General features: G+C 67.2%; 25 protein-coding genes. 5 read left to right on the top strand and 20 right to left on the bottom strand.

Annotated elements, in window-relative coordinates:
* The first annotated feature begins 33 nt into the window (after positions 1 to 33).
* Entirely contained in the window at positions 34 to 930 is an 897-nt protein-coding gene (locus tag KNW02_RS14800) for a DUF726 domain-containing protein (RefSeq protein ID WP_216034058.1), read from the top strand.
* Positions 931 to 1,013: 83 nt separating this feature from the next.
* Here KNW02_RS14800 and KNW02_RS14795 read toward each other — a convergent pair whose 3' ends face one another.
* The 3 genes from KNW02_RS14795 to KNW02_RS14785 are packed head-to-tail and all read right to left on the bottom strand — an operon-like array spanning position 1,014 to position 3,608.
* A complete protein-coding gene (locus KNW02_RS14795) occupies positions 1,014 to 1,619 on the bottom strand; it encodes an inner membrane-spanning protein YciB (RefSeq protein WP_216034057.1) in 606 nt (201 codons plus the stop codon).
* 41 nt (positions 1,620 to 1,660) lie between these two features.
* Positions 1,661 to 2,560, bottom strand: coding sequence for a DMT family transporter (locus KNW02_RS14790; RefSeq protein ID WP_216034056.1), 900 nt, complete (start codon positions 2,558 to 2,560; stop codon positions 1,661 to 1,663).
* 58 nt (positions 2,561 to 2,618) lie between these two features.
* A complete protein-coding gene (locus tag KNW02_RS14785) occupies positions 2,619 to 3,608 on the bottom strand; it encodes a DUF1223 domain-containing protein (protein ID WP_216034055.1) in 990 nt (329 codons plus the stop codon).
* Between the two features lie 250 nt (positions 3,609 to 3,858).
* On the opposite strand from KNW02_RS14785, the gene acnA reads away from it, so the two are divergent.
* Together acnA and KNW02_RS14775 are read left to right on the top strand one after the other, a co-directional pair.
* Positions 3,859 to 6,630, top strand: coding sequence for an aconitate hydratase AcnA (gene acnA, locus KNW02_RS14780; RefSeq protein ID WP_216034054.1), 2,772 nt, complete (start codon positions 3,859 to 3,861; stop codon positions 6,628 to 6,630).
* A 204-nt stretch (positions 6,631 to 6,834) separates the two neighbouring features.
* Positions 6,835 to 7,365 carry a hypothetical protein gene (locus KNW02_RS14775; RefSeq protein WP_216034053.1) on the top strand — a complete coding sequence of 177 codons (531 nt, stop codon included), beginning with the start codon at positions 6,835 to 6,837 and terminating at the stop codon, positions 7,363 to 7,365.
* Positions 7,366 to 7,912: 547 nt separating this feature from the next.
* Here the strand turns inward: KNW02_RS14775 and ggt are convergent.
* From ggt to KNW02_RS14720, 11 genes are all read right to left on the bottom strand, one after another.
* Entirely contained in the window at positions 7,913 to 9,724 is a 1,812-nt protein-coding gene (gene ggt / locus KNW02_RS14770) for a gamma-glutamyltransferase (RefSeq protein ID WP_252733919.1), read from the bottom strand.
* Positions 9,725 to 9,795: 71 nt separating this feature from the next.
* Positions 9,796 to 10,338: a DsbE family thiol:disulfide interchange protein gene (locus KNW02_RS14765; protein WP_216034051.1), complete on the bottom strand. Its 543-nt coding sequence runs from the start codon at positions 10,336 to 10,338 to the stop codon at positions 9,796 to 9,798.
* Entirely contained in the window at positions 10,331 to 10,474 is a 144-nt protein-coding gene (gene ccmD / locus KNW02_RS14760; RefSeq protein ID WP_216034050.1) for a heme exporter protein CcmD, read from the bottom strand. Before ccmD ends, KNW02_RS14765 begins: the two co-directional genes overlap by 8 nt.
* Positions 10,471 to 11,196 carry a heme ABC transporter permease CcmC gene (ccmC, locus tag KNW02_RS14755; RefSeq protein ID WP_216034049.1) on the bottom strand — a complete coding sequence of 242 codons (726 nt, stop codon included), beginning with the start codon at positions 11,194 to 11,196 and terminating at the stop codon, positions 10,471 to 10,473. Before ccmC ends, ccmD begins: the two co-directional genes overlap by 4 nt.
* 41 nt (positions 11,197 to 11,237) lie before the next feature.
* Complete coding sequence (gene ccmB, locus KNW02_RS14750) at positions 11,238 to 11,894, bottom strand: heme exporter protein CcmB (protein ID WP_216034048.1); 657 nt, start codon at positions 11,892 to 11,894, stop codon at positions 11,238 to 11,240.
* 49 nt (positions 11,895 to 11,943) lie between these two features.
* On the bottom strand, positions 11,944 to 12,573 hold the full coding sequence (ccmA, locus tag KNW02_RS14745) for a heme ABC exporter ATP-binding protein CcmA (protein WP_216034047.1): 630 nt from the start codon (positions 12,571 to 12,573) through the stop codon (positions 11,944 to 11,946).
* Positions 12,570 to 12,923, bottom strand: a complete 354-nt coding sequence (locus tag KNW02_RS14740; RefSeq protein ID WP_216034046.1) for an Mth938-like domain-containing protein — start codon at positions 12,921 to 12,923, stop codon at positions 12,570 to 12,572. Before KNW02_RS14740 ends, ccmA begins: the two co-directional genes overlap by 4 nt.
* Positions 12,923 to 13,900, bottom strand: a complete 978-nt coding sequence (gene secF, locus KNW02_RS14735) for a protein translocase subunit SecF (protein ID WP_216034045.1) — start codon at positions 13,898 to 13,900, stop codon at positions 12,923 to 12,925. Before secF ends, KNW02_RS14740 begins: the two co-directional genes overlap by 1 nt.
* A 1-nt stretch (position 13,901) precedes the next feature.
* A complete protein-coding gene (gene secD, locus KNW02_RS14730; protein ID WP_216034044.1) occupies positions 13,902 to 15,566 on the bottom strand; it encodes a protein translocase subunit SecD in 1,665 nt (554 codons plus the stop codon).
* Between the two features lie 32 nt (positions 15,567 to 15,598).
* Positions 15,599 to 15,928, bottom strand: coding sequence for a preprotein translocase subunit YajC (yajC, locus tag KNW02_RS14725; protein WP_216034043.1), 330 nt, complete (start codon positions 15,926 to 15,928; stop codon positions 15,599 to 15,601).
* Between the two features lie 144 nt (positions 15,929 to 16,072).
* Positions 16,073 to 17,239: a M20 aminoacylase family protein gene (locus KNW02_RS14720; protein ID WP_216034042.1), complete on the bottom strand. Its 1,167-nt coding sequence runs from the start codon at positions 17,237 to 17,239 to the stop codon at positions 16,073 to 16,075.
* 76 nt (positions 17,240 to 17,315) lie between these two features.
* Between KNW02_RS14720 and mazG the strand changes: the two genes are divergently transcribed.
* Entirely contained in the window at positions 17,316 to 18,170 is an 855-nt protein-coding gene (gene mazG, locus KNW02_RS14715; protein WP_252733922.1) for a nucleoside triphosphate pyrophosphohydrolase, read from the top strand.
* Between the two features lie 47 nt (positions 18,171 to 18,217).
* Here the strand turns inward: mazG and KNW02_RS14710 are convergent, their stop codons facing one another.
* Positions 18,218 to 19,027 carry a sulfite exporter TauE/SafE family protein gene (locus KNW02_RS14710; protein WP_216034040.1) on the bottom strand — a complete coding sequence of 270 codons (810 nt, stop codon included), beginning with the start codon at positions 19,025 to 19,027 and terminating at the stop codon, positions 18,218 to 18,220.
* A 50-nt stretch (positions 19,028 to 19,077) separates the two neighbouring features.
* Entirely contained in the window at positions 19,078 to 20,055 is a 978-nt protein-coding gene (gene dusA / locus KNW02_RS14705) for a tRNA dihydrouridine(20/20a) synthase DusA (protein WP_216034039.1), read from the bottom strand.
* Between the two features lie 113 nt (positions 20,056 to 20,168).
* Between dusA and KNW02_RS14700 the strand changes: the two genes are divergently transcribed.
* Entirely contained in the window at positions 20,169 to 20,699 is a 531-nt protein-coding gene (locus KNW02_RS14700; RefSeq protein WP_252733916.1) for a hypothetical protein, read from the top strand.
* An 84-nt stretch (positions 20,700 to 20,783) separates the two neighbouring features.
* On the opposite strand, the gene KNW02_RS14695 is transcribed toward KNW02_RS14700, so the two are convergent.
* From KNW02_RS14695 to KNW02_RS14680, 4 genes are read right to left on the bottom strand one after another with little or no spacing between them, the layout of a single operon-like run.
* Complete coding sequence (locus KNW02_RS14695) at positions 20,784 to 21,830, bottom strand: phosphotransferase family protein (RefSeq protein WP_216034038.1); 1,047 nt, start codon at positions 21,828 to 21,830, stop codon at positions 20,784 to 20,786.
* The gene (locus KNW02_RS14690) at positions 21,820 to 22,206 is read right to left on the bottom strand and encodes a hypothetical protein (RefSeq protein WP_216034037.1); all 387 of its coding nucleotides are present in this window, start codon (positions 22,204 to 22,206) and stop codon (positions 21,820 to 21,822) included. The genes KNW02_RS14695 and KNW02_RS14690 overlap by 11 nt, the downstream gene beginning before the upstream one ends.
* Before the next feature lie 40 nt (positions 22,207 to 22,246).
* Positions 22,247 to 23,455 carry an acyl-CoA dehydrogenase family protein gene (locus tag KNW02_RS14685; RefSeq protein WP_216034036.1) on the bottom strand — a complete coding sequence of 403 codons (1,209 nt, stop codon included), beginning with the start codon at positions 23,453 to 23,455 and terminating at the stop codon, positions 22,247 to 22,249.
* A gap of 9 nt (positions 23,456 to 23,464) precedes the next feature.
* Entirely contained in the window at positions 23,465 to 24,226 is a 762-nt protein-coding gene (locus KNW02_RS14680; RefSeq protein ID WP_216034035.1) for an SDR family NAD(P)-dependent oxidoreductase, read from the bottom strand.
* Between the last annotated feature and the right edge of the window lie 225 nt (positions 24,227 to 24,451).

Raw genomic sequence — 24,451 nt, 5'->3', positions numbered from 1 at the left:
CCGCCCAAGAGCGGCTGTCTCAGGAGGTCCGGAATGCCGGTCGTCAAGGTCAACGCCAGTCAAACGCCGCCCCCGCGGCTGTGGCAGGCCGCCGAGACACTGCCCGAAGGCGCACCCGTCATCGTGATGATCCACGGATATCGCTATTCGCCCTCGGAGCCCGCCTTTGACCCACATCGCCATATTCTGTCCCTCGACCCCGATCACAACCTGCGCCGTGCGACCTCCTGGCCACGCGCCCTGGGCTTCGGCACTGACCGCCCCGACGAGGGGCTCGCCCTCGCCTTCGGCTGGGAAGCACGCGGCAGTCTGGGCGGCGCTTACCGCCGTGCGGGCGAGGCAGGCACGGCGCTGGCGGGGATCGTTTCCCGGCTGGCGGATCAGACCGGGCGGCCGGTCGCGATCATCGGCCATTCGCTGGGGGCAAGGGTCGCGCTTCAGACGCTGCACGACGCCGCCGCGGGCAGCACCGGCCGGGTGATCCTGCTGACCGGGGCCGAATTCCGCGACGCCGCCGCCGGGGCGCTGGCCACGCCGGCGGGCGAAGCGGCCGAGATCATCAACGTCACCTCGCGCGAAAACGACCTGTTCGATTTCGCCCTCGAGCAATGGCTGTCGCTCGGCCGCCGCCAGGCCCTGGGCTTCGGACTGGACCGGCCGGCCCGCAACTGGGTGGATCTGCAGATCGACCACCGCGAGACGCTGGCGGCGCTCACCGCGCTCGGCTTTCCGACCGAACAGCGGCCGCTGCGCCTGTCGCACTGGACGCCCTATCTGCGCCGCGGCCTGTTCGATTTCTACCGCACCGCGCTCTGCCAGCCCTGGGCGCTGCCGCTCGGCATGCTGCGCACCCGCCTGCCCGGCCGGATCGAGCCGCGCTGGTCGCGCCTGCTGGCAAGCCCCGCGGGGCCGGGCGCACTGCGGACCTGAACGCCTTCTTCTTCACGCAAATATCCCGGGGGGTGCGGGGGGCTGGCCCCCCGCCGTCGCGGGACGCGAAAAACCGCGCGCTCCTACTCGTCGCCCTTGCCCGGACGGTCCGGCGCATGGGCGCGGAACAGGCCGGCATTGGCCATCAGGAAGACGAACAGGATCAGCGGCAGGCCGAAGGTCTTGAAATAGACCCAGGTCGAATCCGACATGCTGCGCCAGACCACCTCGTTGGCCGCGGCCAGCCCGAGGAACATCAGGGTCATGCGCAGGGTCAGCTTGCGCCAGCCCTCGGCATCCATCGGCAGCGCCTCGGACAGCACCGCCCCCAGCCAGTTGCGCCGCGCCAGCAGGCTGACACCCAGGATCGCCGCGAACAGGAGATAGATCATCGTCGGCTTCATCTTGAAGAAGCGCGGATCGTTCAGCCAGACCGACAGCCCGCCGAAGACGATCACCAGGACCAGCGTGGCGATCTGCATCGGTGCCAGCTTCCCGGTCAGCCGCCACTGGATCGCGGTCGCAAGGACCAGGACCGGGACGAAGACCGCGGTGGCGATGATGAAGCCGCCATAATCGCGCCCCCCAAGGCTGACCGTCTCGTCGCGGGTGAGGATGAAGACCAGGAAGAACAGCAGCACCGGCCCCAGTTCCAGCACCGGCTTCACCCAGGGTTTCGGTTCCTTCATCGGCATCGCTCCTTGTCTCAGGCGGCGTCTCGGGCGCAGTCTCAGGCGGCGAATTCCACCACCAGCGCGCCGGCCGCGATCAGCGCCATCAGCCCCGCCCGCGCCGGCCCCACCTTTTCGCCCAGGACCAGCCAGCCGACAAGGGCCGCAAACACGGTCGAGGTCTCGCGCAGCACCGCCGCGCGGCCGACCTCGTCGATGCGGGTGGCCAGCATGATCGAGCCGAAGCTGGCGAAGGCGACCAGCGCGCCGATGACGCCCCGCACGGCCAGCGGCCCGATCTCGGGCCGGCTCAGGCGGCTGAGGCGGCGCAGGGTCCAGACCGGCATGAAGATCGAATCCAAGACGAAGAACCAGGCCAGAAAGGTGAAGGGATCGGCGGCCTGCCGGATCCCCCAGGCGTCATAGGTGGTGTAAAGCGCGACCAGCGCCCCGGTCGCCACCGCCCAGGCCAGCGCCGGGCCCAGCGTCTCGCGGCCAAGCGTCAGGCGGCGCAGGTTATAGAGGCCAAGGCCGAAGATCCCGCCGACCAGCAGCAGCACGCCCAGCCATTGCACGGCGTTGAAGCGCTCGCCGAAGACGATCCCGGCGGCGATGACGGCAAACAGCGGGCCGCTGCCGCGCACCACCGGATAGACCACCGTATAGGCGCCGCGCGCATAGGTCTGCGCCTGCCCGATCTTGTAGACGATGTGAATCGCCATGGCGCCGAACAGCACCGGCCACAGTTCGGCCGAGGGCCAGGGCACCAGTAACAGGGCCAGCGGCAGCGCCATCAGCCCATAGCTGAGATCGATCGCCGCGCGGCTGAGCCAGGGATCGTGCCGCCCCTTCTGCAGTGCCCCGAACAGCGCATGCAGAAAGGCCGCCATCAGCGCCAGCCCCGAGGCCACGCGCGCCCCCTCGGGGGTGCCGGAAATCTGGATGATCCATTCGCTCATGGGGGCTTGCTGGCGGCAAACTGCACGACATGCAAGCCCGCCGCTGCGCCGGGGCCACTCAGTCCAGCTGGATGGCGGCCAGAATCGGCCCCGGCAACTCGTCGCCGCCGGCAGCCTCCTGGACCAGCAGCACATGCCGGGTATCGGGCGGGAAGCCGTCGCCCGGCTGATCGCCCGGCCGCACCGTCAGGCGCAGCGCGCGCGCGCCGTCCCAATGGGCCAGCTGATCCATCCCCAGGACCACATTGATATAGGTGACCGTGCGGCCGCGATTCTCGCCCGCCGTCACCTCGACCCGACGCTCGGGCGCATAGCGCACCAGCAGGATATCGACCGCCCCGCCCAGATCGGACAGGGGCAGCAGCTCGATCATCTCGCCCTCGCCGGTGCTTTCGCGCCGGACCCCGACCATGGCCGGCGAGACCCGGTTGGCGTCGATCAGCGCCATCAGCTGCGCCGGCCCCGGCGCCACCGCGGTATCGCGCCCGTCGACGATCAGTTGCGGCGTGTAAAGGGCGCGCTCGCCCGAGGCCCGGGCATAGCCCTCCTGCCGGTCGGTGAATTCCGGCCGCGCGAAACTGTCAGACCAGCCGAGGTAGTCCCAGTAATCGACATGCAGCGACAGCGGCAGCACCCCCGGTTCGGCCGAAAGCTGGGCCAGCATCGCATCGACCGGCGGGCAGGAGGAACAGCCCTGCGAGGTGAACAGCTCGACCACCACCGGCAGCGCCGGCGGGGCGAAATCCTCGACCGGCGCCGGCATCGTCTCGCCGCCGAGGAAACTGTTATAGGCGGGCGTCTCCGAGCCGACGATACCGCCGCCCGGGACGGATCGGGCGGGATCGTCCGGCGCCGCGATCAGCGGCATCATCGCCGCGGGGGCGGCGCCGGGATCGGAGATCATCGCGCCGGCCCCGTCCGGATCCGCAGGCACGGTCCCGGTGACCTGCGCGCCCGCCGGCACTGCCGCCAGAACGGCGGCAAGGACCAGCATCGCCAGTCCCGGCCGCGCGGGCGTCCCGGCAGGCCGATCCACAGGCCGATCCATCGGCTTCCTTCGCATGATCCCATCCAAGTCCGTAATCTGCTTCCTGCATAGCGGCAGCCGCCCGCTTCGGCCAAATCAAGGCTTTGTTAGGCGCCGCGTGATCACCGCATCGTGCCTCTTGAGCAACAGCGGCAGATATGGTATGCGATTGCATACAATTCTTGTGCGATGCCCTTGCGCAAGCCGGACGCATGGGGCAAAGCATGGGACGCACGCCCGACCCATCCATCTCGCAGACAGGGAGGCCCTGATGCCCATCCAGACCGGAACCGATACCGCCAAGACCCGCCGCACGCTGAAGGCCGGCGGTCAGGAGGTCGCCTATTACTCGATCGCCGCCGCCACCGAGGCGGGGCTTGGCGATTTCTCGAAACTGCCCGCCTCGCTGAAGGTCGTGCTGGAAAACATGCTGCGCTTCGAGGATGGCGGCCGCACCGTCAGCGTGGAGGACATCAGGGCCTTCGCCGAATGGGCGGAAAAGGGCGGCCAGAACCCGCGCGAGATCGCCTATCGCCCGGCCCGCGTGCTGATGCAGGACTTCACCGGCGTCCCGGCGGTCGTGGATCTGGCCGCGATGCGCGACGGCATCAAGGCACTGGGCGGCGACGCGCAGAAGATCAACCCGCTGAACCCGGTCGATCTGGTCATCGACCACTCGGTGATGATCGACGAATTCGGCACGCCGCGCGCCTTCCAGTTCAACGTCGAGCGCGAATACGAGCGCAACATCGAACGCTATCAGTTCCTGAAATGGGGTCAGAAGGCGTTCCAGAACTTCCGCGTGGTGCCGCCCGGCACCGGCATCTGCCATCAGGTGAACCTTGAATACCTGGCCCAGACCGTCTGGACCGACACCGACCAGAACGGCGCCACCGTCGCCTATCCCGACACGCTGGTCGGCACCGACAGCCACACCACCATGGTCAACGGCCTCGCCGTCCTCGGCTGGGGCGTCGGCGGCATCGAGGCCGAGGCGGCGATGCTGGGCCAGCCGATTTCCATGCTGATCCCCGAGGTCGTCGGCTTCAGGATCACCGGCGCGCTGCGCGAGGGCGTGACCGCCACCGACCTGGTGCTGAAGGTCGTGGCCATGCTGCGCAAGCATGGCGTGGTCGGCAAGTTCGTCGAATTCTACGGCGAGGGGCTGGACCACATGCCGCTGGCCGACCGCGCGACCATCGCCAACATGGCCCCCGAATACGGCGCCACCTGCGGCTTCTTCCCGGTCGATGACGAGACCCTGCGCTATCTGCGCCAGACCGGCCGCGAGGAAGACCGCATCGCCCTGGTCGAAGCCTATGCCAGGCAGAACGGCTTCTGGCGCACCCGCGATTACGCGCCGGTCTATACCTCGACGCTGGAACTGGATCAGGGCGATGTCGTGCCCGCCATCTCGGGGCCGAAACGCCCGCAGGACCACGTTCCGCTGACCGATTCGGCCTATGAGTTCCGCAAGTATATCTGCGGCACCCGCAAGCTGCCCGAACCCGCCCGCGACGGCACCCGCGCCTGGGGGGCCGAGGGCGGCGCCCCCGCCCCCACCGATCTGGCCGGCCATCACGAAGGCTACAAGGCGGGCGATGTCGAGGGCGAGGAATACAAGCTGCATGACGGCTCGATCGTGATCGCCTCGATCACCTCCTGCACCAACACCTCGAACCCTTACGTGCTGATGGCCGCCGGCCTCGTCGCCCGCAAGGCCCGCGCGCTCGGCCTGACCCGCAAGCCCTGGGTCAAGACCTCGCTCGCGCCCGGATCGCAGGTGGTCGAGGAATACCTGAAGGCCGCCAACCTGCAGGAGGATCTGGACGCGCTCGGCTTCAACCTCGTCGGCTTCGGCTGCACCACCTGCATCGGCAACTCGGGACCCTTGCAGCCCGAGATCTCGAAATCCATCAACGAGAACGATCTGGTCGCCGTCTCGGTCCTGTCGGGCAACCGCAACTTCGAGGGCCGGATCTCGCCCGATGTGCGCGCCAACTACCTGGCCTCGCCGCCGCTGGTCGTGGCCTATGCCATCGCCGGCGACATGAACATCGACCTGACGACCGAGCCTCTGGGCTTCGACCGGGACGGCAACCCGGTCTATCTCAAGGACATCTGGCCCAGCTCGAAGGAAGTGGCCGAACTGGTCGACACCGTCGTCACCCGCGAGATGTTCCAGGAAAAATACGCCGACGTGTTCAAGGGCGACGAACGCTGGCAGGGGGTCGAGGTCACCGACAGCGAAACCTATGACTGGCCGCCGACCTCGACCTATATCCAGAACCCGCCCTATTTCCAGGGCATGTCGAAGGAACCGGGCACGATCAGCGACGTGACCGGCGCCCGCGTCCTTGCGCTTCTGGGCGACATGATCACCACCGACCACATCTCGCCCGCCGGCTCGTTCAAGGACAGCACCCCGGCCGGCCGCTACCTGACCGAACGGCAGGTGCCGGCGCGCGAATTCAACAGCTACGGCTCGCGGCGCGGCAACCACGAGGTGATGATGCGCGGCACCTTCGCCAATATCCGCATCAAGAACGAGATGCTGGACGGGGTCGAGGGCGGCTATTCCAAGGGGCCCGACGGCAAGCAGGCGGCGATCTACGATGCCGCCATGGCCTATGAGGCGCAGGACACGCCGCTGGTGGTGATCGGCGGCGTCGAATACGGCGCCGGCTCCTCGCGCGACTGGGCGGCCAAGGGCACCAACCTTCTGGGCGTCAAGGCCGTGATCGCCGAAAGCTTCGAGCGGATCCACCGCTCGAACCTCGTCGGCATGGGCGTGATCCCGTTCGAGTTCACCGGCGGCGACACCCGCAAGACGCTGAAGCTGACCGGCGACGAGGTGATCTCGATCGAGGGGCTCGAGGGCGACTTCAAGCCGCTGTCGCTGGTGCCGGCGACGATCCGCTATGCCGATGGCAGCGAGAAGGTGATCCAGCTCAAGGCCCGCGTCGATACCGAGGTCGAGATCGAATACCTGAAGAACGGCGGCGTGCTGCACTACGTGTTGCGCAACCTCGCCGCGGCCTGATCCGGGCCTCGTGAAAGCCCAAAACCCCCGGTCCCGCGCCGGGGGTTTTTGCGTGTCTGTCTGTGGTCAGGGTGGGGCCGGTTCGCCGGCGAGGGCGGCTTTGAGCCCCTCTTGACCGATGCCGCACGACTGATGAATGACTACTTCGGAGACAGCGACGGATTTGAAGCACTCCCACAATCACATGCAGGAGATGAGCGAGCCATGATGATAGCCGAAGAGCAGCCTTGGTCTCGGCCCCAAACCTGCATAATCCCGAACCGGCCTGGAGATCGAGCGGAGCAACCAATATTTACCTCATTGGGACAAGCCGTTTCTGATTGGGAAGGGGTCAACGCGGCGGCGGCAGCGCTCTACCGGGCACTTCTCGATAGAGAACACTGCGGTGACCTGAACGCCGCCGCAGTCGAAAAGTTTGACAATGTCAACAATGTGCACCAAAGGGCCAAGCAGTTGAAGGATCAATGGGAACGCTTTTTCGCCACTACTTTCGTAGGCGGTAAAGAGGAAGCGCAAAACCTGCGCCAAGAGCTGACGGACTTAATGACGGCCTATCGTGGATGGGCCGAGCGTCGTAACGACTTGGCACACGGCTACGTCACCCAAGCAGAAGGGCCAGACTACCAGCGTGAAGATCAACCCATCATTACAACATATGCCCTCTGTCCGTCGCATGCGCGAACCGCGAAGTGGCCCCACAGCGAACCCGAATACAACTCGAGATATGCGGATTAGCGGCAGCCTTTCGTGACCTCGACAAGCAGATCGAAGCGGTTGTCGAAAGAATCGAAGCTCTTTGAACAGACGACCCGGCATTGCACAATGCTTGGTAGCGCGACCAAGCAACGCCGAAGCTGACCTCCAGCAGGAAATTGGACGGTAGCTCTAGCCCGCCCCGCCAGACCAGCACCCGCCCGGATCCGAGGTGCCGCAGGCACCGCCGGGCAGCGCCCGACCGCCCCCATGGGCGGGCGCTTCGTCGCGGTTGCGCGCAGCATCGAGGGGACGGGGTGATGGCGGCATGAACTGCCTGACGCGATGTGGATGCGCCCGCCCGCGGTCGGGCGCCGCCCTCGGCCCGCCCTGTCATCTGTGGCGACAGAAGGCGGACCATGACCGAAAACCTCGCGCAACGCCCGCAGGCGGTGTACAGGCTGTGCACGCCCGGTGCCTTCCCGGTGCACGCGCCGTGCAGCCGGAAAGCCAGCAATTGCTGGCGTTCCGGCGCGGTCAGCCCGTTGCGCCGCCCCGGGCAACGCACGCAGGCGTTGCGCGCCCGCGCTCAGCCGCCCAGCGCGATCCCCTCGCGGCGCGGATCGGCCCCGCCCGACAGCCCCTCGGGCGTGATGGCGATGCCCTGCAGGCCGGAATTCAACTCGCGCTCGCTGACCTCGAAGCCCAGATCGGTCAGGGCCTGGCTCAGTCCGGTCGCCGCCGTGCCCGCCTCGACATCCATCGGCCCGAACCGGTTCAGGATATTCGGCAGGGCGATGGCCTGCTGCACGTCCATCCCCCAGTCCAGATAGCCGATGATCGCCTTGGCGACATAGCCGATGATCCGGCTGCCGCCGGGCGAGCCGATCACCAGAACCGGCCTGCCCTCCTTCAGCACGATGCTGGGCGACATTGAGGACCGCGGCCGCTTGCCCGGCTCGACCCGGTTGGCGATGGGATAGCCGGCGGCGTCATGGGTCTCGAAGCTGAAATCGGTCAGCTCGTTGTTCAGCAGGAAGCCGTTGGTCATCAGCCGCGAGCCGAAGCCGTTCTCGATGGTGGTGGTCATCGACAGCGCGTTGCCCTCGGCATCGACGATCGAGATATGCGTGGTCGAGGGCAGTTCGATCGCGCTGTCCTGCCCCCACAGCATCGCATGCGACCAGCCGGGCGCGCCCGCGCTGACCTCGGGCAGGGCATCGTCGCCGGCCAGCAGCTTGCCGCGCTCGGCCAGGTAATCCGGCGCCACCAGCCCTTCGGTCGGCATCGGCACGAAATCGCTGTCGGCCATGTAGCGGCCGCGATCCGCGAAGGCCAGCCGCGAGGCATCCCCGATCAGCCGCCAGCTTTCCGGGTTCTCGGCCCCGAGCGCCGCCAGATCATACCCGCCCAGAAGCCCGAGGATCTGCCCCACGCTCAGCGCGCCCGACGAGGGCGGGCCCATGCCGCAGACATCGTGTTCGCGGTATTCGACGCAGACGGGGGGACGCTCGACGACGCGATAGCGCGCCAGATCCTCCAGCGCCATCACGCCCGGATTCCAGTCGGCGCCGCGCACCGCCGCGACGATATCGGCGGCGATCCGGCCGCTGTAGAAGGCCCGGCTGCCCTCGGCCGCCAGCCGCCGCAGGACATGGCCGTAACCCGGATTGGTCAGCGTCGCGCCGGCCGCGATCGGCTGGCCGCCGGGAAAGAAATAGTCGCGCGTGGCCGGATCGGCCTGCAGCGCCTCACCCTCGCCCGCGACCAGTTCGGCGAGGCGCGGGGTGACGGTGAAACCCTCTTCCGCCAGCCGGATGCCATCGGCGAACAGGCTGCCCCAGTTGGCGCGGCCCCAGCGGCGCTGCGCCTCTTCCAGCAGCGCGGGCGTGCCGGGAATGCCGACCGACCGGCCGCCGACCACCGCCGACATGAATTCCAGGGGCTCGCCCGCCTCGTTCTGGAACAGCGTCGGCGTCGCCGCGGCCGGCGCGGTTTCACGCGCGTCCAGCGTGGTCATCTCGCCCGTGGCGGCATCGTACCAGACCAGGAAGGCACCGCCGCCAAGGCCGCTGCTCTGCGGCTCGACCAGCCCCAGCACCACCTGCACGGCGACCATCGCATCGGCCGCGCTGCCCCCGGCCTCAAGCACCTTCGCCCCGGCCTCGACCGCCAGCGGATGCGCGGCCGACACCATCCAGTTCGGCGCCGTCACCGGCGTTCCGGCCTGCTTGGCCTCCATCGCGGCCCGTGCCCGCTCGCTGAGGCCGGCGAAGGCATCGGCACCCGTCTCCGAGGTGGCGGCTTCCGGCGCGATCGCATCCGCCGCCTGTTGCGCGGATACGGGCAAGACCGCGGCGCTGCCCAGCAGCAATGCGGTAACAAGGCTGATCCGTGTCATGACTGACCTCCCCATGGATTATTTTTGGATGAGGTCAGTCTGTCCCGCGCAACCGGCGGGCGCAAGTCCGGTCATTCCTGGGCGGCCAGCGCCTTCTCGAGTTCCGGCAGGAAGCGGTTGGTATAATCCTCGCGCACCAGCGGGCCGGCGAAACGGAACAGCACCTTGCCCTCGCCGTCGATGATGAAGGTCTCGGGCGGGGCGGTCACGCCCCAGTCGATGGCGGCGCGGCCCTTGGGATCGGTCGCCTGCGCATGATAGGGATCGCCGCCTTCGTCCAGGAATGCCTGTGCATTCGGTTCGGGGTCCTTCAGATCGACGCCATAGACCGGCATCTGCTTCGACAGTTCCATCAGCGTCGGATGCTCGGCCCGGCAGGGGGGGCACCAACTGGCCCAGAAATTCACCAGCTTCACCCCCGGCTCGCGCAGCATCGCATCGGTCAGTTGCGTCTTGCCGGGCAGCGTCGTCTGCGGCACCGGCGGCGCCTCGCGCCCGATCATGGTCGATGGCAGACCGGTCGGATCCTCGCGGCCCATGCCCCACAGGAACACGCCGGCCATGGCCGCAAATATCAGCGGCGGAAGGGCGACAAGCGGTGAAATCCTAGCCATTCTTTTCCTGCCTTTCCAGATCGCGGCGGGCCCGGGCATTGGCGACGATGCTCTGCCAGACCAGCCCGGCCAGCAGCGCCAGCGAGACACCATAGGCGGCCAGCACCGTGCCCGCGTATTTTCCCAGCTCGATCATGCGCGCATCTCCCTTGCCTGCAGCGCGGCCAGCCGGCGGCGCCTGATCTCGGTCCTGGTGCGGATCAGCAGCAGCGTCAGGAACAGCAGGAAGAAGCCCAGCATGGTCAGGTAGAGCGGATAGCGATAGACCGCGCTCATCCGCTCGCCCGGGGCGACCGACAGCGAGGCGCCCTGATGCAGCCCCTGGTTCCAGAACAGCACCGCATAGCGCGACAGGATCGCAAAGACCGAACCGACGAGGCACAGCACCCCGGTCAGGTCGGCGGCGCTGTCGGGGTCGTCGATGGCCGACCACAGCGCCATATAGCCGATATAGAACAGCAGCAGGATCAGAAAGCTGGTCAGGCGCGGATCCCATTCCCACCATGTCCCCCACATCGGCTGGCCCCAGACCGCCCCGGTGGCCAGCGCGATCAGCGTCATCACCGCGCCGACGGGGGCGGCGGCCTTGGCCGCCAGCGCGCTGACATGGTGGCGCCGGATCAGCCAGATCAGCGAGGCCGCCAGCATCATCACCCAGATATTGATCGCCATCATCGCCGCCGGCACATGCAGAAAGACGATCTTGACGGTCGAGCCCTGCTTGTAATCCTCGGGCGTCAGGAACCCCCACAGCAACCCGCCGGTGGTGCAGATCGCCGCCGCGCCCGCCGCCCAGGGCAGGATCGCGCCCGACGTGCGCATGAACTTGACGGGGTTGGCGTATTCCCAGATCGACATATGGTTTCCCTAGCTTCGGCGGGGGCCCGGCTCAAGTCACATCAACGCAGGTTCACGCGCAGGGCGGCGGCTGCGGCAAAAGGTACCAGCGCAAGGACGCCCGCCGTGATCCCGGCCAGGAACAGCAGCGGCGTCGCGGTGCTGCCCTGTTCCATGCCCCGGCGGACGATCTCGGTCCCGAAGATCAGCGTGGGGATATAGAGCGGCAGAACCAAGAGCGACAAAAGTAGACCGCCCCGGCGCAGGCCGACGGTGATCGCGGCGCCAAAGGCCCCCAGCATCGACAGCGCCGGGGTTCCGATCAGCAGCGAGGCGATCAGCCAGGGCACGGCCTGCCCCGGCAGGTGCAGCAGAATGCCGAACAGCGGCGCGGCGGCGATCAGCGGCAACCCGGTGGTGACCCAATGGGCCAGCGCCTTGACGGCGACCGCCCCCTCCAGCGGGATCGGCGCCGTGGCCAGCAGATCGAGGCTGCCGTCCTCGTGGTCCAGCGCGAAGATCCGGTCCAGCGACAGCAGGCAGGACAGCAGCGCCCCGACCCAGAGGATGCCGGGCGCGATGGGGCGCAGGGCGCTGGTCTCCGGGCCGACGCCAAAGGGCACCAGCGCGCAGAGGATCAGGAAGAAGGCAACGCCGAGGCCAAAGCCGCCACCGGCGCGCACCGCCAGCGCAAGATCGCGTTTCAGCAGGGCGATCATGGCGCCCCCACCCGCGACCGGCAGCCGGCCTTTGCGCCGCGCCGCGGGGTCATGCGAAGGCCTCGTTGAACCCGGCGGGCCTGACCGCCCTGCCCGGCCGGGCGCGATAGGGTGTCAGATCCAGCACCCGCGCCTCGTCCAGCCCCAAGTCGATATGGGTGGCCATCAGCGCCGCCCCGCCGCCCGCCAGATGCGCCCGCACCACGGAGGCGAAGCGCGCGACCGAGTCCGCATCCAGCGATACGGTCGGCTCGTCCAGAACCCAGAGCGGCCGGCCCGTCACCATGAGCCGCGCCAGCCCCAGCCGCCGCTTCTGCCCCGCCGACAGCGCCGCCGCCGGACGGTCCGCCAGCGCGGCCAGATCCATCGCCGCCAGCGCCGGGCCGACCGGACCGCCGCCGAACACCGCCGACCAGAAGCGCAGGTTCTCGGTCACCGTCAGCGCCGCCTTCAGCCCGTCGGCATGGGCGGCATAGGCCACCGCATCCTCGGCCATCTCGACCCCGCCCTCGGTGGGCGGCTGAAGGCCCGCGACGGTGCGCAGAAGCGTCGTCTTGCCGATGCCGTTCGGGCCGCGCAGGATCAGCGCCTCGCCGCCCCTCAGCGTGAACGAGACACCCTCGACCGTCCGCAGACCGCCGCGCGAGACGGCAAGATCGTGGACGGCAAGCAGGCTCATACCGGCAGAAGCGCGCAGGCGACCCGGCGGCCTTCGGACAGGGTGACGTTGAAGCTGCGGGCGGCGGCGGGCGAGGCCATCGCCTCGACCATCACGCCGACGGCATCCAGTTCCGCGACCAGCGCCTTGGGCGGGTGCGCGATCTCTTCCCCCATGCCGAGGAACAGCACATCGACCTGCCCGGACAGCGCCAGCAGCGCGGCGATGTCGTCAAGCCCGCCCCATTCGCGGCCGCCCCGCCGGTCGATCAGGACCGGGCCGTGGATCACCTTGCCGCCGACGCGAAAGAAGCCGGGGCCATAGCCGTCCACCGGCACGGCGCCGCCGAAATCGGTCGGCTCCATCGCCATCAGGGGGCCTCGGCGCCCGAAAAGGGCGAGGCGTCGTCCTTGGTCTTCTTCGACCAGTCGCGCTTGACCCCCAGCCACAGCACCACGTTCTTGGCCACATAGACCGAGGAATAGGTGCCGATCAGGATCCCGAAGGTGATCGCGAAGACAAAGCCGCGAATCACGTCGCCCCCCAGCACCAGCAGCGCGATCAGCGCCACCAGCGTCGTGCCCGAGGTCATCACCGTACGGCTCAGCGTCTCGTTCACCGACAGGTTCATCAGGTCGCGCAGCGGGCGTTGCTTGTATTTCATCAGGTTCTCGCGCAGCCGGTCGAAGACCACGACGGTATCGTTGATCGAATAGCCGACGATGGTCAGCAGCGCGGCGATGGTGGTCAGGTCGAACTTGATCTGGAACAGGGCGAACACGCCCATGGTGACCAGCACGTCATGGGCCAGCGAGACGATGGCACCCACCGCGAACTGCCATTCGAAGCGCAGCCAGATATAGACCGATATCGCCGCCAGCGAGACCAGCACCGCATAGATCGCGGTCTGGATCAACTCGCCCGAGACCTTGGGACCGACCGATTCGACCGACGGGAAGGTGATCGAGGAATCGACCTCTTGCAACGCGGCCTCGACCGCGGCGATGGTCTCGGGTGTGACCGCTTCGGTGCCTTCCTGGGCGCTGATGCGGACCTGCGCGACATTCTGCTCGGGGCCGAAGGTCGGGTCGAAAACCTCGGTGATCGCCACGTCGCCCAGCCCCAGCGGCTGCAGGGCCTCGCGGTAGGCGCCGACATCCACGGCCTGGGTCGATTCGGTGCGGATCGTGGTGCCGCCCTTGAAATCGATGCCGAAGTTCAGCCCGTTGAGCAGCAGCAGCACCACCGAGGCCAGCATCATCGCGGCCGAGATGCCGACGGTCAGCCATTGCCAGCGGAAGAAGTCGAATTCGGTGTGGTCGGGAACCAGTTTCAGACGGAAAGCCATGTCACACCTCGATCTGGCGCGGGCGGGCGCGTTCGAACCAAGTCACCGTCATCAGCCGCGTGACCCAAAGCGCGGTGAAGACCGAGGTGACGATGCCGATGGTCAGCGTCACCGCGAAGCCCTTGACCGGACCCGAGCCCAGCACGAACAGGATCGCGGCGATGATCAGCGTGGTGATATTGGCGTCCACGATGGCCGACATGGCCTTTTCATAGCCCAGCTCGATCGCCCGGGCGGGGCCGCGGGCGGTCCTCAACTCCTCGCGGATCCGCTCGAAGACCAGCACGTTGGCGTCCACCGCCATGCCGATGGTCAGCACGATCCCGGCGATGCCGGGCAGGGTCAGGGTGGCGCCGATCATCGACAGCACGCCAAAGATCATCCCCATGTTGATCGCCAGCGCGATCGAGGCGAAGACGCCGAAAAGCCCGTAGGACAGCACCATCAGCGCGATCACCGCGACAAAGCCCACGGCCGAGGCGACCCGGCCCGCGTCGATGCTGTCCTGCCCCAGTTCGGGGCCGATGGTGCGTTCCTCGAGGAAGGTCAGTTCCGCCGGCAGCGCGCCGGCGCGCAGCAGCACGGCCAGCCGGTTCGCCTCGGCGAAATCCATCGAGCCGGAAATCTGCCCCGAACCGGTGGTGATCGCCTGCCGGATCACCGGGGCCGAAATCACCTGATCGTCCAGCACGATGGCGAAGGGCTGGCCGACATTGGCGCTGGTATAGGCGCCGAACTTGCGCGCGCCCGAGGGGTTGAAGCGGAAATCGACCGAAGGCATCCCGTTCTGGTCGGTCGAGGGCAGCGCGTCGGTCAGTTCCTCGCCGGTCACGACCGGACTGTCATCGATCGTGTAATAGACACCTTCCTGATCGGCGGCCGGCAGCACCACCTGCCCCGGCCCGACCCGCGCATCCGGGTCGCCACCGGTGCCCAGGACGGAATTGAAGGTCAGCTTGGCGGTGGTGCCGATCAGCGCCTTCAGCTCGGCGGCCGAGCCGATACCCGGCACTTGGATCAGGATCCGGTCCGATCCCTGGCGCATGATCGTCGGCTCGCGCGTGCCGACCTCGTCGACGCGGCGGCGGACGATCTCGAGGCTCTGCTGGATGGTCCGGTCGTCGGTGACGGCCTTTTCGGCCTCGGACAGCTGGATGGTGACGGCATTGCCTTCGGCGCGGATATCGAGGCTCGACTGCCCTGCCCCGCTGAGCGTCGTCACCGGATCGGAAAAGCCGCGCACGATCTCGACCGCGCGGGGCAACTGGTCGGCATTGCCGATCTCGATCTTCAGCACGCCTTCGGGCGCGATCGCGCGGCGCACGGCGCCGAGGGTGGCCCGCTCATCGGCCAGCGCGCGACGCAGTTCGGGCCAGAGCGCATCCATCCGGGCCTTGTAGACCTCGGCCACCTGCACCTCGCCCAGAAGATGCGCGCCGCCGCGCAGGTCGAGGCCCAGATTGACCAGCCCGCTGGGCAGCCAGCCCGGCCAGCCGTCCCGGGCCGCGATCAGTTCCGGCGTGGTCACGCCGGTCTTCTCGATGGTGGCGACGGCGTCGTTATGCGCCTCGACGCGCTTGTAGAACAGGTTGGGCATGGCATAGGCCAGACCCAGAAGGCAGATCCCGATGATCAGGATGCGCTTCCATCGGTCGATCTGAAGCATGGCGGCGGTCGCCCTTCGTTATTGCTGGCGGCTCAGTTGTTGGCGGCGACCGGCTCGGTCCGGCTGAGGACCTGCGAAATGGTCGCGCGCACCACGCGCACCTTCACGCCGGTGGCGATCTCGACCTCCACCTCGTCGTCGCGCACCGAGGTGACCTTGCCCAGAATGCCGCCCTGGGTCACGATCTGGTCGCCCTTCTTCAGCGCCTCGACCATCGCGCGATGCTGTTTCACCCGCTTCTGCTGCGGCCGGATCATCAGGAAATACATGATCGCGAAGATCAGGATCAGCGGGATGAACTGCGCGAAGGCGGCAGTCCCGCCGGAACCGGCGGCCTGAGCATAGGCGGGGGTGACGAACATGGGTTATCCTCTTGGCTGTCGGAGCGGAGCGGAGGCGCCGGTCCCGGTCAATTCGGCGCGCAACCTATCCGCGCCGCCGGCCCTTGGCAAGAAAGCGTGACCGGGCGGGATCGCAAGGGCCTTCCACGGCTTCGTGATCGGGACTCAGCGCGCGACGGGCTGGGCACGTTCGACCAGCCGGGCGAAGAAGCTGGCGCCCACGGGGGCGATCTCGTCGTTGAAATCATAGCCCGGATTATGCACGCCCGGCCCCTCGCCCTGACCGAGGAACAGATAGCAGCCGGGCCGGGCCTCCAGCATATAGCTGAAATCCTCGGCCCCCATCTCGCGCCCGGCATCGTCGAAGACGCGCGCCTCGCCGACCAGTTCGCGCGCGACCTCGGCCGCGAAGGCGGTCTCGGCGGGGTCGTTGACGGTGGCCGGATAGCCCTCCACCAGGTCCAGTTGCACGGCCACGTCATAGGCCGCGCCCTGCCCGGCACAGATCTCGCCCAGACGCCGATGCACCATCTCGCGGACATGCGGGGCGAAGGTGCGGATGGTGCCGCAGATATAGGCGGTGTCGGGCACGATATTGTCGGCGCTGCCGGTATGGATCTGGGTGACCGACAGGGCCAGATCGTCCAGCGCGTAATGGTTGCGGCTGGAAATGGTCTGGATGGCGCTGACCACGGCAACCGCGGCGACCACCGGATCGGCGGTCAGATGCGGCATGGCGCCATGCCCGCCGCGCCCCTTCAGATGGATCTCGAAATTGTCGACCGCAGCCATGATCGGACCGGGCGTGGTGACGAAGCTTCCGGCCTCCTGCCCAGGGCTGTTATGCATGGCGAAAACGCGGGCAATCTCGAACCGCTCCATCATGCCGTCGCGCACCATGGCGTCGCCGCCGCCGCCATCCTCCTCGGCCGGCTGGAAGATAAGCGCCGCGCGACCGGCGAAATTCCGCGTCTCGGCCAGGTATTTCGCCGCCCCCAGCAGCATCGTCGTGTGCCCGTCATGGCCGCAGGCATGCATGCGCCCGGGCACGGTCGAGGCATGGTCCAGCCCCGTCTCCTCCTGCATGGGCAGCGCGTCCATGTCGGCCCGCAGGCCGATGGTTGGCCCCGCCCCCTGGCCATGGATGATGGCCACGATGCCGGTCCTGCCGATCCCCTCGTGAATCTCGTCCACGCCGAAGTCGCGCAGCCGCTCGGCGACGAAGCCCGCCGTCCCATGGCAGTCGAAGCCCAGTTCGGGATGCCGGTGCAGGTGCCGGCGCCATTCGGTCATCTGATCGGCGAAATCCGCGATGCGGTTCAGGACGGGCATGTGGACTCGGGCCTCGGGCTGTGGCAGTCGGAACCCTTCTGGACCCGCCACGAGGGAAATTGCAATGGCCGATCCGATGCCCGTCCCAGCACAAGCCCGGGCGCCGCGCGACCCGGCGGCCGAGATCCTGCGCCTGATCGGGATCATGGCCGCCCTGCGCGATCCGAAAACCGGCTGCCCCTGGGATGTCGAGCAGGATTTCGCCTCGATCGCCCCCTATACCATCGAGGAGGCGCATGAGGTCGAGGACGCGATCACCCGCGAGGCTTGGGACGAGTTGCCGGGCGAGCTGGGCGACCTGCTGCTGCAGGTGGTGTTTCACGCCCAGATGGCGACCGAGGCCGGCATGTTCGATTTCGCCGATTGCGCGGCGGCCATCAGCGACAAGCTGATCTTCCGCCATCCGCATGTCTTCGGCGACGAGAGCCGCGACAAGTCGGCCGAGCAGCAGGTGCGGGACTGGGAGGCGATCAAGGCGAAGGAACGCGCCGGCAAGGCCGAACGCGGCACGCTGGACGGGGTGGCCTTGGGGCTGCCGGGGCTGACCCGCGCGGTCAAGCTGCAGAACCGCGCGGCGCGGGTCGGCTTCGACTGGCCGGGGCCGGGCGATGTGCTGGACAAGATCCGCGAGGAGACGGCCGAACTGGTCGAGGCGCGGGCGCAGCTGGACGCAGAGGCCCTTGAGGAGGAGTTCGGGGATCTGGTCTTCGTGATGGCCAATCTGGCCCGGCATCTGAAGATCGACCCGGAACTGGCCCTGCGCCGGGCGAATGCGAAATTCACCCGGCGATTCCGGGCCATCGAGGCGGCGCTGGCCGCCGAGGGCCGGCGCCCCGAGGACAGCGACCTGGCCGAGATGGACCGGCTGTGGGATCGGGCCAAGGCTGCCGAGAAGGCCGCCGGTCAGGGGGGCTCTGCCCCCCGCCGCTGACGCGGCGCCCCCCGAGGTATTTGGAAAGAGCGCGAGGGCCAGGCGGCTCAGCCGGCCAGGGTCTTGCGCAGCATGTTCAGCGCGACCAGGAACAGGAAGAAGGCGAAATAACGCTTGAGGCGCGCGGCATCGGTCCGATGGGCCAGCGCCGCCCCGATGGGCGCGGTGATCAGCGTCATGCTGATCGTCAGCAGGAAGACCGGCAGATTGACCGAGCCGACCGTATAGGGCGGCGCGTTTTCGATGGGCAGCAGCAGGAATCCCGCGACCGAGGGGACGGCGATCAGCACCCCGAACCCCGCCGCCGTAGCCACCGCACGATGGATCGGGAGGCCGTGCAGCGTCATCAGCGGCACGCCGATACTGCCCCCGCCGATGCCGAGCAGGACCGAGAAGAAGCCGATCAGCGGCGAGATCAGCACCCGGCGCAGGCCCCTGGGCATTTCGTCGGCCAGCCGCCAATGCGGCCGCGACAGGGCCATAAAGCTGGCGATGATGATGACCAGGACCGCGAAGATGATCTGCAGCATCTGGGTGCGCAGCGCCCCCACCGTCAGCACCCCGGCCAGCGCGCCAAGCCCGATGCCCGGCGCCCAGCCCTTCAGGATCTGCCAGTCCACCGCCCGCTTGCGATGATGCGCCAGCACCGAGCGCACCGATGTGACGATGATCGTGGCCAGCGAGGTCGCCAGGCACATGCGCATGACCTCGGGGCCGTCATAGCCGGCCTGGGTGAATACCAGCAGGAAGGCCGGCACCAGGACGATGCCTCCGCCCACGCCCAGCAGCCCGGCGAGGACGCCCGCGAAGGCGCCGGTCGCCAGAAGGGTCAGGACAGGAAGAACAAGATCGCTCATGCTGTATGGGATTAGCGCGGCCGCGGGCCGCCCGCCAGTGCGAAACCGGCCTATGCCGCAATCCGCGTCACCTGCGCCAGCGCCGCGTCATAGACCTCGATCCCGCCTTTCGAAGCGCCCTCGGACAGGATGCGCTTCCAGCCGCGCGCGCCGGGCTGGCCATGAAACAGGCCCAGCATGTGCCGGCTGTACTGATGCAGCCGTCCGCCCGCGCGCAGATGCGCCTCGATCCGGGGCCGCATCGCCACAGCCACGTCCCGTGGCGAGGAAAAGGGCGGCTCGGCATCCCACAGCAGATCCGCCCCTCCCAGAATGCCCCAAGGCTGGTGATAGGCCGCGCGGCCGATCATCACCCCGTCCATGACCTGCAGATGTGCCCGCGCCTCGTTCAGACTGGCGATGCCTCCGTTGACCGACAGATGCAGATCTGGGAATTCGCGTTTCATCGTATGAACCAGCGGATAGTCGAGCGGCGGCACCTCGCGGTTCTCGCGCGGGCTGAGGCCCTGAAGCCAGGCCTTGCGGGCGTGGATGGCGATGCGGCGCACACCGGCCTCGCGCATGCGGGCGATGAAACCCGGCAGGATCTGCGCCGGGTCCTGATCGTCCACGCCGATGCGGCATTTCACCGTCACCTCGACCGGGCTGACCGCCATCATCGCGGCGACGCAATCGGCAACCAGATCCGGGGTCTTCATCAGCACCGCGCCGAAGCAGCCCGACTGCACCCGGTCGCTGGGGCAGCCGACATTCAGGTTGATCTCGTCATAGCCCCAGTCCGAGGCAATCCGGGTCGCCTCGCGCAACTCGTCCGGATCCGATCCGCCAAGTTGCAGCGCCACCGGATGCTCGGCCGCATCATAGTCCAGAAGCCGCGTCCGGTTGCCATGGATGATCGCCGGCGCGGTCACCATTTCCGTGTAAAGCAGGGCATGGCGGGACATCATCCGGTGGAGGTCACGACAGAGCCGGTCGGTCCAGTCCATCATCGGCGCCACACTTAGCGTAGAATTTTGATTTATTTGCATTTCTATTTTATCGTCAGTTTGTTGGCAAGCCTCGCCCCTACGCCGGACTTTGCCCTGATATCCCTTAATTCGCCCCTTTGCGACGACTCATTGCACACAGAGCGCACAGGAAAATGGCCTCCATCACCAAACTCCCCTCCGGCACCTGCCGGGTCCAGATCAGACGAAAGGGCCGCTGCGCGAGCGAGACCTTCCTCCGCCGTGACGACGCCCATCGTTGGGCGCGCCAAGCGGAGACCCGCGTTGATCAAGGACTGGCACCGAATACTTCGTCCGCTGCTCGCCTCCAGACCTTTGGTGACCTGAACAATCTGCATATAGCCGATATCTGCGAGGTAGGGAAATCGCCGCGCCGAAGCAAGGCTGCGACACTCGCGGCTCTCAAACGCGATCTGGGCAGTGAGAAGATCGGTCAACTCAACCGGCAGATGCTGATTGAGTACGGCCGGAAACGAGCCGATCAGGGCGCCGGGCCGGTCACACTGGGTATCGACATCGGCGTCATCAAGATGATCCTGACCCACGCGGCAGTCGTCCACGGCCTTGAAACTTCGCCCTGCGCAACCGCGACCGAAATCGTCGCCTTGTGGACATCATGCCCGATGAACCTGCGATCCTGCATGTGGTCTCTCCCCCATTCTTGAGGCTCGGCGCCAGCCAATCTGACGCAACCCTCGAACAGAGAATGCCGAGGGAGAGGCCACCGACCCAGTCGGCTCACTCCGCGATCATGGGGTCCAAAGCAATCCTGCTCGCCGCTGCTGACCCGACCGTTCCACGATATCCAGCCCGCGTTGTGCAAAGCGTTCGGCCAGGGGCGCAAGCTTGGCTGCTTCGGCCGAGGTGGCGTTGCCACAGCGGGCGCGGTCGGCGATGCCGACGAAGATCGCGGCAAAGCGGAACAGGGCGAAGGCCAGGTGGAAGCGGGTCAGCGGCAGGTCGGTGATGGCGTGGCGCTGATACTCCGCCACAAATTCGTCCAGCGTGGGAATGCCGTCTGCGGCCCAGTCCGTCCCCAGAAGCCCACCATATTCATCGGGCGCGGTGTTCCAGGGCATGGCGCAGAAGCCCAGATCGGCAAGCGGATGGCCCAGGGTCGAAAGCTCCCAATCAAGGACGGCGATGACGCGCGGCTCGGTCGGGTGGAACATTATGTTGCCGACGCGGAAATCGCCATGGCTGATGGCGACGGCCCCGTCATCGGCGTGGCAATGCTGCGTCACCCAGGTAGTCAACTCGTCCAGTGCCGGAATGCGCGGGCCGGTGGACTCGCGGCATTGGCGCGACCAGCGCGCGATCTGACGCTCGAAATAGTTTCCCGGTCGACCATAGTCCCCAAGCCCGATGGTCTCGGGACGCACCGCATGCAGCTTCGCGAGGCTGCGCGCGGAATCGAGATACATCTCGCGCCGTGCATCGTGACTGACGCCCTGCATGCTGGCATCCGGGAAGACCCGGCCATCCAACCAATCCATCACGTAGAACGGGCGGCCAAGAATGGTCCTGTCCTCCTCGAGCCAGCGGACCGTTGGTACCGGCACCTCGGCGGCACCGAGGGCATGCATCACGCGAAATTCACGCTCGATGGCATGGGCGCCGGGCAGCAGCGGGCCGGCCGGCTTGATTCTCAGGACCAGCCGTTCGGAGCCATAATCCAGCCGGTAGGTCGGATTCGACTGGCCACCCGATATCTGAGTGACATGCAGAGCCGCCTGACCCGGCAGTTTCTGCGACAACCAGCGTTCAAGCGCTGTCAGATCAAGATCATGCTCCATCGAGCATCTCCCGCGCGATATCGCGCAACACAAATTTCTGGATCTTCCCGGTGGCCGCTTTGGGCAGGGGACCAAGAATGGAATTCCGCGGCCGTTTGAACCCCGGCAGATGCCGGCCACAAAGGGCGTCCCGCGCACCGGGGGCGGGTGTGGATCCGGCCCTTGCCTCGGCAAAGGCCCATAAGACCCATGAGGTTTCACCCCATTTCGGATCGGGCGCGGCGATGACTGCGGCCAGCGGGATGTCGGGATGCCGGCAGCGCCATGCGACGGCGGCGCGGGCAGCATAGGCCTCTGCCGCGCGGCGCAGGAAACTCGGCGGCGTCAGCGCCTCGAAATCGGCGGCTCGGACCCCCAGATCGGCTTGGTCAGACATCCTTGCTCCTCCCGGACTTGACGCTTTCCTCAGGGACGGATCAACCCTCTGCCACCGGCCAACGCCAGAAGTTTTGCGGGTCGCCTGATTGCAGGCGGTTCAGCACCATCTGGTGCACCTCATCCGCGCCGTCGACCAGACGCGCCTGCCGCGCATAGCGGTAGATCCATTCCAGCGGTGTATCGGTCGAATAGCCGCGTGCCCCGTTGATCTGGATCGCGATATCCGCCGCCTTGTGCAGCAGGTTGGCGACATGGATTTTCGCCATCGAGACCTCTTTGCGGGCGAAATCGCCCTGGTCCAGCGCCCATGCGGCCTTCATCACCAGCAGGCGGCCGATCTCGATCCCCATCGCCAAATCGCCCATCTTGATCTGGGTGCTTTCCCGGTCGGCCAACCGGATGCCAAAGCCTTCGCGGCGTTCGGCATGATCGCGGGCGATTTCGGTGCAGCGCTTGGCCAGCCCGAGCCAGCGCATGCAATGGGTCAACCGGGCGGGGCCGAGGCGCATCTGGGTCACTTTCAGGCCAAGACCTTCGCCCAGCAGCATGCGGTCGGCGGGCAGTTCGAGGCCGTCATAGACGATCTCACAATGGCCACCATGTTCCTCGGGACCCATGATCGGGATGCGGCGTTCGATATGCCAGCCGGGCTCGTCGCGGTGATGCAGAAAGGCCGTCAGACCGCGCCGCGGGTCGTCTGAGGTGCGGGCCATGACGATGAAATGGCTGGCATCCTCGGCCCCGGTGATGAACCATTTGCGCCCGCGCAGCACGTATTTGTCGCCGCGCTTTTCCGCACGGGTCTGCATCATGCCGGGATCCGACCCGGCCCCCGGGGCGGGTTCCGTCATCGCAAAGGCGGAACTGACCGTGCCGTCCGCGATGGGGCGCAGCCAGCGATCCTTCTGCGCTTCGGTCGCAGCCTGCTCCAGCACCATCATGTTGCCGTCATCAGGCGCGGCCGCGTTGAACACGACCGGCCCGAAGATCGAGCGGTTCATCTCCTCGTAGCAGACCGCCATGCCGGTGCGGCCAAGCTGCTGCCCACCGTTTTCGCGGCGAAGCTGCAAACACCACAGACCTTCGGCGCGGGCCCTGTCGCGCAGCGTGGCAAGTGCGGGCCGGCCGATATTACCGTGGCTGTCCCACAGGCCGCGATCCGCCTCGACCGGCAGGATCTCGGTATCGACAAAATATGCGATGCGGGCACGAAAATCTTCGACGTGAGGGGGAATGCGGAAATCCATGGCTGCCTCCTACAGGGATGAAACAAGATGGCCGCCATCGGCGACGATATCGGCGCCCGTGATGAACCCGCCCAGATCCGACAGCAGCAACAGCAGCGCCCCATCCAGATCGCTAGGCTGGCCCAGCCGCCGCTGCGGCACGCGCCGGATCAGTGCCTGCCCCAGGTCAGAGGCAAAGAAATCGCGGTTCAACTCGGTCTCGATATAGCCGGGGCTGAGCGCATTGACCCGAATGTCATATCGCGCCCATTCCAGCGCCAGCGCGCGGGTCAGTTGCAGCACGGCGCCCTTGGACGCCGCATAGGCCGCGACATGGCCCGCGACGCGCGAGCCAAGGATCGAGGCGACATTGACGATGGCCCCCGGTTTGCCACTGGCGCGCATCGCTGCCGCGGTGACCTGCGCGACATGAAAGACGCCCTTCAGGTTGGTATCGATCACGCTGTCCAGCATTTGCGCGTTCAGGTCCAGTGCGGCGCAGGAATGCGAGACTCCGGCATTGTTGACGACCAGATCGAAGACCTGACCAGAGAGGGCGTCGTTGACAGCCGCAGCCGAGCTGACATCCAGCGCAAGCGGCGTCGCCTGATAGCCCTTGCCACGCAACTCGGCGCACAGCGCCTCGACCCGTTCGGTGCGGCGCGCGGCGGCGCAGACATGGGCGCCCTGTGCGGCCAGCACCCGGGTAAAATGCGCACCCAGACCCGAGGATGCGCCTGTCACCAATGCCGCCCTGCCAGATATGCCCGGCCAGAATGCAATGTCTTTCATGACCCCTCCGAGTTATGCCGCGCTTGCTCTGTTTCGACGCCGGCAACAGTTTTCCACTCCATTTCGATCGCCGCTCAGAGCAGCATGACCGAGCCGAGGGTGGTGTCGCGTATCTGGTGGAAATTCGTCGGCGGCATCTCCGAGCATGTGATGGATGGCCGCGTCAGGCGGCGCGGTCAAGGGCGCACGGCTCGATCGGCTGAGAAAGGGTTTCCCAACCGTCGA

Source organism: Paracoccus marinaquae (genome assembly GCF_018860165.1).
GTDB classification, from domain to species: domain Bacteria; phylum Pseudomonadota; class Alphaproteobacteria; order Rhodobacterales; family Rhodobacteraceae; genus Paracoccus; species Paracoccus marinaquae.
This window is presented reverse-complemented; position numbering and strand designations above follow the sequence as displayed.